Source organism: Morganella sp. HSTU-ASny43, assembly GCF_022819185.1.
Lineage (GTDB): Bacteria > Pseudomonadota > Gammaproteobacteria > Enterobacterales > Enterobacteriaceae > Morganella > Morganella morganii.
This window is the reverse complement of the sequence record NZ_WSPG01000024.1, coordinates 1-13435: the sequence shown is the minus strand read 5'-3', so window position 1 is coordinate 13435 and position 13435 is coordinate 1. Positions and strand designations below refer to the sequence as shown.

Sequence of the window (13435 nt, the reverse complement as noted above, 5' to 3'; positions counted from 1 at the left end):
TATAAATCCTACCAGTCAGCCTGAGGTATTAAAAGGGTATCACAGAGTGACTTCACCTCCTTTAAATGATTATGTATTGTTGTTTTTTTTTTCATATCTGAGCATTTACTCAGATTTGCCGACGATCAGTGAAGTGTTCATACATTTTCTCTGTCATCACCCATAGCGCTTTGTTCAGACGGATATCACCATCGATACCGGTCACGGCCCGAGTGCGTGATCGTTTCCCTTTGGCTGTACGTCCGGACAGTCCGCCTTTAATCAGGTTCTCCTGCAAACGCTGGTACACCGTCCACAGATCATCTTTCTTATCTTCCCACCGGCGGGGTTGCAGCACCTGTTCTTCTGTGATCGGTTGGTGGTCATCCCCGAACCGGTACGTAATGGCGGCATGCGCCAGCGCCTGCTGTGCCGGTGGTGGTAACAACAGCGACTGCATCTGTTCGCGTTTTTCAGCCACCGCATCAAACGTTTCCAGCACTTCATAAGCCCCTTCAATCACTTTATCGACGACATTACCTTTGTGCGGCACTCTGACCTCACCAAAGGTATCACCGCAGACCAGCCCGTTCTCACAAACCGCACGGAATAACCCCGGCAGCATCTGATAACTGCTGGTGCCGTCGTGGCTGTTTAACAGAATAATTTCCGGTACCTGGACGCCGGTGATCTGGTTATGACGGCGAAGGCGCAGCATATGCTTGGTGTGATCCCGGCGGCTGTCGTCACGGACCCGGGTCTGACAGGCAAAGAACGGATAAAAACCTTCTTTCTGCAGGCTCTCAAGCAGGGTTATGGTAGGAATATAAGTGTAGCGGTCACTGCGGGATTCATGTTTCTCTGCTGAAAAGACACTGGGTACAGTGCAGTATAATTCTTCGGTGGTTAACGGGCGGTCACGACGAATGATATTCGTTCTGCCGAAGCGGGAAGCTAAACGGGTCATAATAATACTCCTGTAGAATAAACAGATAAAAGGGGGCAGATAAAAACCGGGACTGAACGGGATAAAGGAAGAGATAAGATGAAGTGCTGCAGATACCGGCTTTTTATACGGTAACGAGGCTGTGGGTGGCATAGCTGCTGTGGTGAGTTATCAGGCCGGTTGCCTTCCGTGCCCGCAGAATATCGGTCGCAGTGATACTGCTGTTGCACTGATCGGTGCGGACCAGTGCGTATTTCTCCGCAAAGGCATTCAGTGCCTCACACAATGACACCCCGCGACAAAGGCAGGCCTCAATCACGCGCTCATTACTGAATTCCGTGTCGTTCAGAGTGAGGCCGTAGTGCTGTTGCAGCAGGTAAGTCAGCAGTGTCTGCCAGACGGCCGCCGGTGACGCGGGTACTGCTGTATTGTTCATGGCGCAGCTCCCGGTTAATCGATAAGACGGAAAATAGCGGCACACTCCTCATGCTGCAGGGCGTAGTCCCGCAACTGATAAAAATACTCCACTATCTCCGGACTTTCGGTTTTAAATGACCAGAGGCTGTAGGTAATGAGACATACCGCGATACCGGCCGCTTCGGGGCTCAGTTCCGCGTCATTGCCGTTATGCGGGTTAACCATCGGGAGTGACGTTTCAATCATGTCAGGCCAGATAAATGCGCCACCGTTGGTGAGCATGCTGAATTCCCAGAATGCACCGTGATAAATGTCACACAGATTATCCATCATCTTAAAAATGTCGCTTTCCAGGCGCTGCCAGTCCGGGACGCTGCCGAAATAAAACCGCCAGAATGTGCCCCTGCCACGGGGATGAACCAGATTGCTTTTGATGGCTGCAGGCTGCTGCAGCGGAAGTACTGATAACGTCATCGTGAAACTCCTTTGTATTTATGGGTAAGTGGGTTACTGATTTGTGAATGGCGCATAAAAAAACGGCAGACTGTGAACGTCTGCCGTCAGGGGTGATGTGATAAACCAGTATGCCGTACAGGTCAGCGGGGAAAGAGCCGACCCAGCAGACGGTCAAGGGTACCGCCCAGCACGGCTGAGCAGGCCAGCGCCGCACTGAGCCCGGCCGCCAGCTTTTCCGCTGAAGTGGCATCCTCATTGTCTGCCGCCTCAGCCGCGGCCTGCCAGGCGCAGTACGTGGCTAACGCCACCGTTACCACGCCGAGCGTGGTGGCCATTAATTTAAAAACAGACATCTGTGTTTCCTTTTTGTATGCTTCAGTTACTGCGGACCGGACCAGCTGTCAGTATCCATCTGCAGGAAGGACGCACAGTCTCCCTCTCCGGCTTTACAGACCCGCTCCGCGACGGATTTCGGCGGCCATTTCTGGTCTGTCTTATACTCCAGACCGTTATTGTCGATACAGCCCACCTTCAGCCAGTTGGCCTGAGCACCGGTATTATAATAAATACTGCTGATACAGGTCATGGCCACCGGAGCCGGATAGCCTTTGGACAAATCTGCTCTGGTCTCACTTTCCAGCTCTCCGGCGGGAAGTGGCTTCCACCCGGCGTTTCGGCCTTTGCTGTCGTTCTGCATTTTCAGCTGCTGCCCGTATTCCGGGGTCAGGTAATAAGTGTAACGATCAGGCTGCACCTCACCGGGCATGCGTAGTGCAAAAACCGGGGCGGACAGCAGTAAACAACCAAGCAGTGTCAGACTTCTTTTCATGGTGACATCCTTATTAAGGTAATGAACGGATAAACTGATAATGGGGTAATGCGGTGATAAATTCGGGACGGGTGACTGTCCGTGCGATAACGGTGTCCTGCCGGAAGCGGCGTCCGGACACTGCAATGTTCTGCAGCTGACTGAACCGGAACACCCGCAGGGCAGACTGCCATTCCCCGCACAGATACCAGTCCCGCTGAAAGTAAATCAGCTTGTAGGGAGACATGCCCTCATGGTCCTGACCGTCACAGCGGAAGCTGAGCAGCCGCCTGCGGACAATCGCCTGTGTCACCACATAAAAGCCGCCGAACAGCGTCGGGGCGGATTGCGGTGGCTCATGGTAGACCAGACAGGGGGCACCGTTTTCCGGACTGAGCAGCACGGACAGCAGCCTGCGGTCAAGCGAGGGGAACAGCGGGGTGATATGGGTGATATCGGCAAAGTACAGGATATCGCTGTCTGTCCGGTAAGGGCGCTGACCGGCGGCCAGCCTGTATCCGCCCTGATACGGCTCAGTGTCCAGAAAGACCAGACGCTCACTGAAATCCCGCTGCAGTGTGCGGGCCGAGACATTAAACTCACGGGCGAGCTGTGCCGGATACAGCGTTTCGCCGCGGAACAGGCGGCTGATAATCATGGCCAGCCGGAATGCAAGCCGGTCATGACGTGAATCTGGCGTATGCATGAGCGCAGCCTCCGTGAGTCAGTCAGATAAAAAGGGAATAACGAAATACGGAAATCAGGCCGCCAGGGCCTTCTGGCGCAGGTACGCCACAATGATGCAGGCCGGAATGGTGACCCGGTAAGCGGGACCGGCGATATCAGCTATCAGCCAGGCGGAGCTCAGCGCAATCCCGACGGGACCGGCCAATATGCCTAAGATGCGGGAACCGAAGAATACAGAAGCCATTCCGGTCACACCGGCTGTGGTTGCCATACCCCCCATCGCCTGTATCACACCGAAAGAGGCGATGGATGCGAGCTCCAGAGCAGCCACACCGGAGACATTTACTGCTGCCTGCAGAGCCATCATAACGAGCTGCGGAGTGGGATTAGTCAGGTTGAGTTTCATTTCCTGTGATAAGGCAGCCAGTGCGTCCGGTGACATATCACTGATGCTGGTTCTCATTATCTGCATCAGGAGATTGATTTCTGCTGTTTCTGTACAGTCTTCCTTTTCATGCTTTATTTTCATTCTGCTGCAGACATCCAGCAGAATTTCACGGTAGAGCACGCCTTTGTTGCCGCGCAGCAGCGTGGCCAGACTATTGGCACCGAAGGCCTGCAGTTCGGCACAGATGGCAGGCCAGTACTTCTGATGGTCGGGGTAAAAGAGCTGATATTCCGGTGAGGTGGTCAGAGACTCCGCCAGGCGCTTTTTGCCGTCTTTACTGTCGTGTGTCAGGACGGAGACCAGCAGACCGAGGTCCTCATTGCTGCACTGACCGATAAACGCGAGGTCGGGGTCGATACGGTAAGTTGCCATAACAGAAATTCCTTACAGGGTGATTTAAGACAACCACAGAATAACAAAGGGGTCTGACAGGGTATGACGCGGAAAATCGCTGTTTTCGGGGGATAAAAAACGGGAAAACGACAGGGTGTGTCGCCGGTCAGTTATTCTGACCGGTGTTTTCCCTGTCATATCAGTTGATTAATGTGTATCTGAAAAATCACTGATTCAGGCAAATTATTTTTTCTGTATCTGTGCGGTACCACTTTCTGCAGGTGCCTTCTGTTCCGTCTGAAGAGAAGCCGTACCGAAACTGCGCATTCCTGAGATATGGAATGCTTTTTTTACCAGCGATTTAACATAAAAACTAAACGGTATATGGGATGGGTCATTAGTAAAACTATATTCAGCACCCAGGTTTCCTCCGTTTAAATCAGGATAAATATCCATGACCTGCCTGGTTTTACTTCGGGAATCGAAGCTTTCATACGCTTTATAGATAATTTTCTTTTTTCTTTTTGCGTTGTTGTTTGCTCTGCTGTTTTCATAGCTTTCCGTTATCGTAAAATGTCTGGCCTGTCCGGTTGTATTATATTTTTCAAGGATTCCAAACCAGACGCTGTTTATTTCCCGGCCAAGAAGATAATTGTATTGCCTGTCCTTAAGGTAGAAGTTGATATGGATGTACATATACTCCCCGCCTGTCTCCTGTAACGACACCCAGAAACGGCCAATAACATTTCTTTTAAAGAATGCACGCGACCTGATGTTATTAAAAAATTCAGCCCTGAAATTATTTAATATTTTATTATAAGCATTGATGTTTTCCGGTGTTTCATTTCCAATGAACTGACGCCCTCTGTTAACAGATAATGAAAAACACAAAAAAACAGCCTTTTTATTTAGTTTTAAAATATTTTTGTGGTATTTCATAATGGAGTTATACATTCGCTCCTTTACTCTGAAAACCCCATCCAGTTGCCTGATGGTTTTTTCCCCGCAACCAATACTCATTACTCCGTCAATGATTTTTGGATACCCATCATTATCTATAACTCTGATTAAATCGATATCTGTCTTCAGATCTTCATCATAACAATTCAGACAGTAATCATGACGTACCCCTTGAATTACCTCTGAGAATTCCCGCACCGGATTCAACCCCCAGTTATAAACAATATCTTTTTTATAGGGGAAAAGAAACCTGAAATCTTCCCGCATTTCTTTATAAATCATGGTTAACCTCTTACGCTAAATAAAACACATGTTACGCTAATTTACACACCATAAACATGATTCGTTTCACACATGTTATTTTTCACTCTATAAACAGCAAGGTTTTTTGTAGAGTGGGAAGATGAATAATACCAGAGTCAACTACTTCGGGTAGTTCAGTCCATGGCTGTTATAAAAAACGGGATATCAGTCATTACATGGCAGTGAGGCCATACCTGTGCGTTGGTATAGTAATATATATGCTACACATACTACATTGCACATACTATATTCAGTGCATTCATCATCCCTTTCATCGTATACATTACATCCTGTAATCAGAGTACGACACACCGCAAAGGTAATATAACCCTGATGCTGCTCATCATATAAAAAGCATTGCCATTACTATTGGTGATATATATCTTTGCTATTCCGATATTGCTGAGGTGAATACATATCTCTCAGCACTGAATAATGTTTATCACTCATCATATACACTCTGAATACTACCCACCTGATCCAGGGGTGGGGACATCATTTACTATCATAAATAGGCTGATTTTTAATATTCTTATGTATGACATACATGTATATATGGAGTCGGCCCTCTCCTGACACCCCACCTGTATCAGTCAGCTATATTTCATAAATCAGTTATTTTTTACTGACTACTCACCTTTGTATGAGACTTAATTAACGACTGAGGTGACAGTATGAAAACATATAACCCGTATTACCAGCAAAGAACAGAGAGTGTGATTAATAATGCTCTCAGTAAATTAACCCGTATTATGGCGCTGCGTATTGACCTGCGTTTACCACCCGATTATCCGGACAGCCCGGATGACTCTAAAGTAATAACCCGTTTCTTTGATTCTCTGAAAGCTAAACTGCGTTATGACACAACCCGTAAAGCGTCCCGCTGGGGGCGTAATCTCAATAATCCGCTTTATTATGTCTGGGTACGTGAATACGGTGAAATTAATAACCGCAGGCATTACCACCTGGTCTTATTCGTTAATAAAGACATTTATCATTCACCGGGAGTTTATAACGGGGAAAATAATCTGGCCTCTTTTATTCAGCAGGCCTGGTGCAGTGCCACCGGTTTAGCCTGGCCGGTGCATTCCCGTCTGGTTCATTTCCCTGAACACGGTGTCGTTTACCTCGACAGAAACAGCCCTGAGTTACCCGCACAGCTCGCAGCCTTAAAACAACGGACGGATTACTTAGCCAAAGATCATACCAAGGCTTACCACGATGGTTTCCGGTCATTCGGAACCAGCCGGTAAATTTTTTTTTACAGACAAGGGGAATCATATAGAAGTGATATCCCCTGAATCATTGATAGCACTTCTGCCTTTTCAATTAAACAAAGACAGGAGATTCCCCATGAATACCACTGATACCACCAATGCCCCTTCTCCGCTTGACGAACCACTTGTTGATATGAAATTCATCACCAAATTTACCGGATTAACGGACAAGTGGTTTTACAAGCTGATCCAGGAAGGCCTGTTCCCGAAACCGATTAAACTGGGACGTAGTTCCCGGTGGCAGAAAAGTCAGGTTGAAGCCTGGTTGCAGGAGCGTATTGCGGAGTCCCAGAGATAAGGCCGGGCTTTATTACTTTTCTTTCCCTGCGACTTCAATCCTGTCATTCTCCCTTCAACAATATGTTTCATAATACGTATATGTAGTTGTTTAATAAACTTGACCACTTTGACAGGCAGCTTTGAGCAAACAGCGGAAGTTCAGGAAGGTTGTGATTTGCTTTTAACCTTCGTAATTTAGACGTATTATTTTAAGACTAACCCACTTTCCCTCGTCATCTTTTCAGTTTTGTGAAAAGTTATTTTTAAGGTTACTGCCCCATGGAACTATGGATATTTATAGCAGCTATTTATTTAATTTATATTATTTTTTTCAAAAAAAAGCGTAAATCAGCAGGCTCTAATACTTCCAATCCTGTGAAAGCACCACCAAAAGAATGGATTGCTGATAACAAAAAGAATAAAGCTGTAATGCACAATGATGATAACGAAGATGACAATCTGGCTACGTTTACACTAAGTGGCGAACGGAATGTCGAATACAGCATAACAGTCACTCAACGCCAGAATATCTCAAAAATTACCGGTGCTTTGGCTCGCTGGATTTTACCGGGGGAGGTGACCACAGTCGGTGGGGTGGAGGTTACCGGTGGCCACTTCTATCTTGGACAGCGAATGAAATCTGCCGGGCATAACTCAGGCGGTTATTATGATGATAGTAGCGAGGCATCGCTAATTGACGACACGCTTAAGATATACCCCACACCTTACATTTACGAAGATAGTTCATTAGGGTACTGGCCCAGTTTTTCCTCACTTTCACCTGAAGCACGTGGCGCGTACCTGAGTTGGCTTGCCAGCGACAGATGTGACACTTCTTGCCCAATTGGTTACGTTTTTATTTATCTGTATGGTCTGGAAAGACGGGCACTTGTTGACAGCAGGGACAACAATATATCTGACGATGAGTTCTGTTCTCTTTTCAAAGAGATCTGCCGTCTCAGATCGGTTTTCATTGAAAACCGATCTTTCCGGTACTACTCGTCCCAGTTACTTGAAGCGATGTCCATTCTTCGTCCGAGCGAAAATCTTGCAGCCGCTCTCAGCAATGATTCGGAGTTCAGCAATAGCATGCAGTTCAGGCTAATTCTGGCAAAGACTGTTGAGGTAGGAGCTCCGGTGACAGCTGATCTGGCTCTGACGTGGGTGACAAACCATACTGAATACTCATTACGAACCCCAGCCCGCCGCTGCGCGAAAGAATTTGCTTCTCTTTTTAAACGGCGTTACACCCTTAAATACGGTGAAGGAATGGTAGTGAAGCCGAATAAAGCGCGTCTGCGTTTAGATTACACGCCTGCAAGTCCTGGTTTGCGAGGTATTCGGCTTCCTGTTCCCGACTTGCCGGATCCAAGTGCATTGAAAGGCCCTGTTCAGAAGCTTATGACCCTTGCCGATATATGTACAGATGAACTGGATGCATACAGTCGTTACCTTGGTAGAAAAGGTACTTCAGCAAATGATACCGCTGCAATTTTGTTGCTGCCTTCAGAAATCGTTAACGAAAGCGCTGAAAAAATATTAAGTGCATTCAAACTATGGGCTGATGACGCGATCCTCAGTAAGGGTGGGGTAGTTTCAGTTGCTGACTACTGGTCACATATGAATGCTACCTGTCCGGCGAAGATCAATAAAAAAGAGGCCGACTTGATGCAGGCCTTTGCTCAGAAAATGGGATACTGTCTGGCTCCTGACCCCTATTACCACCACGTAAAAGCAGATGTCGATGGTGTTCTTGTTTTATTCCCTGCTGGTGAAGGTGGACGCTTCTCTCCTTCTCCTGAATTTATCACAGCTGTATTGACGCTCCGATTAGGTGCGGTAGTCGCCTTGATTGACAATTCTCTCGATCAAGCCGAACAGAAAGTGCTTGAGAATGCCATCAACAACAATGCCAGCTTCAGCGATGATGAAAAGCGCTCTCTGCACGCATATTTAACGTGGCAGCTTCATACCCCGGCGAATATGACGGGAATGAAAAGCCGGATTGAATTACTTGGTGCTGCGGAAAAATCAGCTGTGGGTAAGGTTATCGTTAGTGTTGCTTGCTCTGATGGCAGAATTACGCCTGCCGAAATCAAACAGCTTGAGAAGATTTATACAAGCCTGGGGCTTGATCCCTCATCCGTATCAAGCAATATCCATCAGCATTCCGCAACTGAAACTGCTTTCGTTTCATCTGTACCAGCTAATCAGTCGACGGCAGGGTTTACACTGGATGCCAACGTACTTGCCCGCCACGAATCTGCCACTGATGATGTTCGTAAATTACTGAACTCGATTTTCACTGAAGAAGAACCAGAACAGCCAGAAAGCGCTCCAGCCTCATTAACCGGAGAAGTGGGACTTGACTCCGCTCATAGCGAACTTTATCGCAGGTTGCTGGAGAAAGATCAATGGTCCAGAAAAGAGGCGACAGAGTTGTGCAGTAACTGGAACCTGATGCTCGGCGGTGCGCTTGAAGTGATCAACGATTGGTCCTATGCGGTGATTGATGTACCAGTGCTGGAAGATGCTGATGATCACATTTGGGTTGACCTGGAAATAGCCAAAGAATTAGAGGGTTAGTGAATGTCTGTAACACGTATAAGAGTGAAAGAGCGCGACGCTATTATTCAGTCACTTAAGTCGGGAGTAACGCCAAGGATAGGTATTCAGCATATCCAGGTTGGCCGCGTGAATGAGATAACCGCCCTCCATCAGGATATTGAACGGATTGTTGATGGCGGGGCAAGCTTCAGACTTATCATTGGTGAGTACGGTTCCGGGAAAACGTTCTTTTTAAGTGTTGTACGGTCTATTGCGTTAGAGAAGAAGCTGGTTACGGTCAGTGCAGACCTTTCTCCCGACAGACGTATTTACTCATCGGGAGGTCAGGCTCGTAATCTTTACTCAGAGCTTATGAAAAATATGTCCACCAGAAACAAACCGGATGGCAATGCGTTACTTAGCGTTGTGGAAAGGTTCGTTACTGAGGCAAGGAAGGAAGCTGATGCGAACGGCTCTCAGGTCTCATCCGTTATTCATAAACGCCTTGCTGCTTTGTCAGATATGGTGGGCGGATATGACTTTGCGAAGGTCATTGACGCATTCTGGCGCGGGCACGAGCAGGATAACGAAACCTTAAAATCCAATGCCATTCGCTGGTTGCGGGGCGAGTACACCACCAAAACTGATGCCCGTAATGATCTCGACGTCCGAACGATTATCTCAGACGCCTCATTCTATGATTCTTTGAAGTTGATGAGCCTTTTTGTCCGTCAGGCAGGCTATGCCGGACTTTTAGTTAGCCTCGACGAGATGGTGAATCTTTTTAAGTTGAATAATACGCAAGCTAGAACAGCCAACTACGAACAGATCTTGCGGATCCTGAATGACTGTCTGCAAGGCTCCGCCGAAAATATTGGTTTTATCCTTGGGGGGACGCCAGAGTTTCTTTTCGATCCACGTAAGGGGCTCTACAGCTATGAGGCGCTCCAGTCGCGTCTGGCAGAAAACCGATTCGCACAGAAAGCAGGCGTGATTGACTACTCGTCTCCCACGCTGCATCTTGCCAGCCTCACTCCTGAGGAACTGTATATTTTACTGAAAAATCTTCGTCATGTTTATGCTGGTGGAGATCCCGCTAATTATCTGGTACCAGATGATGCTCTAACCGGGTTTCTGCATCACTGCAGCAAAACCATCGGAGATGCTTACTTTAGAACTCCCCGCAATACCATAAAAGGTTTTCTGGATATGCTGGCTGTGCTGGAGCAAAACAGAACGATGAACTGGCAAGCGCTCATCGAGGGGGTGGCGATTGAAGAAGACAATCCCAGCGATATGGATGACGCCATTGTTGAGGAAAGCGATGACGATGATGACCTGGCGAATTTCAGACTATGAGCAGTGTCCACAATAGTCTCGATCCCCGTGTCCGTAAGTGGGTTTATAAGCAGGGCTGGTCATCATTAAGGCCCTTGCAGGAGAGTTCTATTCCGGCAATTTTAGCCCGTGACCGTGATGTACTAATTAGTGCAGGTACAGCTGCGGGTAAAACAGAGGCTTTCTTTCTTCCTGCCTGTTCGGTGATTGCAGATCTCACCGGTGGATTTGGCATTATCTATATCAGCCCGTTGAAGGCATTGGTTAACGATCAGCACCGTCGTCTTGAGAGTCTTGGTGAAGCCCTGGAAATGCAAGTGACGCCTTGGCACGGGGATGTACCACAAAGCAAAAAGAAGAAAGCACGGACAAACCCGTCTGGCATCTTACTTATCACACCTGAATCACTTGAGTCTTTGCTCATAAACTCATTGGGTTGGCTCAAACAGGCATTTTCTTCAGTGGCATATATTGTTATTGATGAGTTCCATGCTTTTATTGGCTCAGAGCGTGGTATACAACTGCTTTCTCTGCTTAATAGAATTGACCATGTGCTAGGCCGCCAGTTAAATCCAGTTCCCCGTGTCGCGTTGAGTGCCACGCTGGGAGAGCTGGAAAAAGTGCCAGAACTATTGCGTCCGGATAAGAGATTACCTTGTGAAACGGTAACAGACAGTAATAGCACAGCCACACTACAGGTTCAGGTTAAAGGTTATCTTGAGCGGGTGCCCGAAAAAGGAGAAGAGCTCCAGAGCTCTGCCGAACAGCTCGTCTGTGCGGATATTTTCAGGCTCTGCCGTGGCGATTCCCACCTGGTCTTTGCTAACAGTCGAAAGCGTACTGAAAGCATAGCGGCAACACTGAGCGACATGTGTGAGGCAAATGTCGTTCCTAATGAATTCTTTCCTCATCATGGTTCCCTGGCCAGGGAGTTACGTGAGACGCTTGAAGCCCGACTGCAGAAAGGGAATTTGCCCACAACCGCTGTTTGTACAATGACGTTAGAGCTGGGTATTGATATTGGTAAGGTGCAGTCGGTCATACAAGTTACACCTCCGCATTCTGTTTCCAGTCTGCGTCAGCGTATGGGACGTTCAGGGCGGCGCGATTCCCCATCGGTGCTGAGAATGTTAATTACTGAACCTGAACTTACCGCAACCAGCAGCATTGTGGATCATTTACGTCTGCAGTTGGTCCAGGCGATGGCAATGATCAGGCTGATGATCTCTAAACGCTGGTTCGAGCCTGCAGATATCCGGCAGAAACATTACTCCACGCTGCTACACCAGATCCTTGCTATTACTGCGCAATGGGGCGGAGTTCGTGCCGATCAGCTCTGGTCACAACTTTGCCAGACAGGTCCGTTCCGGAATGTCGATATAAATGACTTCAAAAGTCTGCTTACACATATGGGGATATGTGGCCTGCTCACTCAACTTGCCAGCGGTGAAATAGTTGTCGGGGCTGAGGGGGAGAAGCTGACTAATCACTATACGTTTTATGCCGTATTCAATACACCTGAGGAGTTTCGAATTGTTACGGGAAACCGAACTCTTGGCACAGTGCCTGTAGACTCCCCACTTTTGCCTGAGCAGCACATCATCTTCGGCGGACGGCGCTGGAAAGTGTCAGAGATCGAGGTCGAAAAAAAGGTTATCTATGTTGAAGCGACTAAAGGCGGACAGCCGCCACTATTCAGTGGTAGCGGGATGTCTGTTCATGATGTTGTTCGCCAGGAGATGCTCGCTATCTATAGGGAAAATGATTACCGTATCGCGGTAGGAAGCAAGAGAGTCGATTATGCTGATGCCACTGCCAGAAGGCTCTTTGCGGAAGGCAGTAACAACTTCCAACGTTACAATCTGCAAAATGACTATTTTATTGCCAATGGTCAGAACTGCTACGTGATTCCGTGGATGGGGGATAAAATTGTCAATACAATTACGTCCCTGCTCATACGTTGTGGCTTTAAGGCCAGTTCATTTGCCGGAGTGATAGAAATAGAAGATTCAAGAGTCGCTTCTGTCCGGCACGCACTTAAGGGAATGCTATTGTCAGGCTTACCTTCAGAATTCGAGCTTGCTGCAGTTGTTCCGGAAAAGTATTTGGATAAATATGACGAGTATTTGCCGGAGTCTTTGCTTGCGAAAGGGTATGGGGCAAAGGCGTATGACATAGAAGGTACGCGCATCTGGCTTGATCTCCTCCCCAATTCAGCGCCGGGTTAAATCAGAGATCCGGACCTTTTTGCAGACTCCGGAGGAATTCCTCCGGAGTCTGGTTATTTAATGAGGAATGGGGTCTTTGCCGGTTATATTCCTGCCGCCAGCACTCGATCTTTTCCTGCGCATCTTCCAACGACAAGAACCAGTGAACGTTCAGACACTCGTCACGGAAGCTACCATTAAAGGATTCCATCAACGCATTGTCCGTCGGTTTTCCGGGCCGGGAGAAGTCTATCGTGACTCCGTTTTCATATGCCCATTTATCCAGCGCCTTTGAGATAAATTCATTGCCGTTGTCGGTCTGAAACCGTTCGGGAACGCGGTGCTGTAACTGCTTCAGACGCGCCATTACCGCAACCACATCGTCACCCCGCAGACCCTGTCCAACTTCTATCGCCAGACATTCACGACTAAAATTATCGACTACAGTCA

General features: G+C 47.9%; 14 protein-coding genes. 5 read left to right on the top strand and 9 right to left on the bottom strand.

Going from position 1 to position 13435, the window contains the following annotated elements:
* Positions 1 to 109: 109 nt before the first annotated feature.
* The 8 genes from GN208_RS13085 to GN208_RS13050 form a co-directional block, all read right to left on the bottom strand.
* Positions 110 to 946: a DUF932 domain-containing protein gene (locus GN208_RS13085; RefSeq protein WP_243828437.1), complete on the bottom strand. Its 837-nt coding sequence runs from the start codon at positions 944 to 946 to the stop codon at positions 110 to 112.
* A gap of 103 nt (positions 947 to 1049) precedes the next feature.
* Positions 1050 to 1361 carry a TA system toxin CbtA family protein gene (locus tag GN208_RS13080; protein WP_243828436.1) on the bottom strand — a complete coding sequence of 104 codons (312 nt, stop codon included), beginning with the start codon at positions 1359 to 1361 and terminating at the stop codon, positions 1050 to 1052.
* A gap of 14 nt (positions 1362 to 1375) precedes the next feature.
* Entirely contained in the window at positions 1376 to 1816 is a 441-nt protein-coding gene (locus GN208_RS13075; RefSeq protein WP_243828435.1) for an antirestriction protein, read from the bottom strand.
* 122 nt (positions 1817 to 1938) lie between these two features.
* Entirely contained in the window at positions 1939 to 2151 is a 213-nt protein-coding gene (locus GN208_RS13070; protein ID WP_036410305.1) for a hypothetical protein, read from the bottom strand.
* Positions 2152 to 2177: 26 nt separating this feature from the next.
* Positions 2178 to 2627: a hypothetical protein gene (locus tag GN208_RS13065; RefSeq protein WP_243828434.1), complete on the bottom strand. Its 450-nt coding sequence runs from the start codon at positions 2625 to 2627 to the stop codon at positions 2178 to 2180.
* Positions 2628 to 2640: 13 nt separating this feature from the next.
* Entirely contained in the window at positions 2641 to 3312 is a 672-nt protein-coding gene (locus GN208_RS13060) for a WYL domain-containing protein (protein ID WP_243828433.1), read from the bottom strand.
* A 54-nt stretch (positions 3313 to 3366) separates the two neighbouring features.
* A complete protein-coding gene (locus tag GN208_RS13055; protein ID WP_243828432.1) occupies positions 3367 to 4113 on the bottom strand; it encodes a DUF3944 domain-containing protein in 747 nt (248 codons plus the stop codon).
* A 204-nt stretch (positions 4114 to 4317) separates the two neighbouring features.
* The gene (locus tag GN208_RS13050) at positions 4318 to 5316 is read right to left on the bottom strand and encodes a hypothetical protein (protein ID WP_243828431.1); all 999 of its coding nucleotides are present in this window, start codon (positions 5314 to 5316) and stop codon (positions 4318 to 4320) included.
* Between the two features lie 695 nt (positions 5317 to 6011).
* Between GN208_RS13050 and GN208_RS13045 the strand changes: the two genes are divergently transcribed.
* The 5 genes from GN208_RS13045 (at position 6012) to GN208_RS13025 (ending at position 13006) form a co-directional block, all read left to right on the top strand.
* Positions 6012 to 6590, top strand: a complete 579-nt coding sequence (locus tag GN208_RS13045) for an inovirus Gp2 family protein (RefSeq protein WP_243828430.1) — start codon at positions 6012 to 6014, stop codon at positions 6588 to 6590.
* A gap of 100 nt (positions 6591 to 6690) precedes the next feature.
* Positions 6691 to 6912 (top strand): AlpA family phage regulatory protein, encoded by a 222-nt coding sequence (locus tag GN208_RS13040; protein ID WP_243828429.1) that lies wholly within the window; start codon positions 6691 to 6693, stop codon positions 6910 to 6912.
* Positions 6913 to 7172: 260 nt separating this feature from the next.
* Positions 7173 to 9479 (top strand): TerB N-terminal domain-containing protein, encoded by a 2307-nt coding sequence (locus GN208_RS13035; protein ID WP_243828428.1) that lies wholly within the window; start codon positions 7173 to 7175, stop codon positions 9477 to 9479.
* Between the two features lie 3 nt (positions 9480 to 9482).
* A complete protein-coding gene (locus GN208_RS13030) occupies positions 9483 to 10799 on the top strand; it encodes an ATP-binding protein (protein WP_243828427.1) in 1317 nt (438 codons plus the stop codon).
* On the top strand, positions 10796 to 13006 hold the full coding sequence (locus GN208_RS13025; protein WP_243828426.1) for a DEAD/DEAH box helicase: 2211 nt from the start codon (positions 10796 to 10798) through the stop codon (positions 13004 to 13006). Before GN208_RS13030 ends, GN208_RS13025 begins: the two co-directional genes overlap by 4 nt.
* A 1-nt stretch (position 13007) precedes the next feature.
* Here the strand turns inward: GN208_RS13025 and GN208_RS13020 are convergent.
* A partial coding sequence (locus GN208_RS13020; RefSeq protein WP_243828425.1) for an integrase core domain-containing protein occupies positions 13008 to 13435 on the bottom strand: 428 nt, incomplete at its 5' end.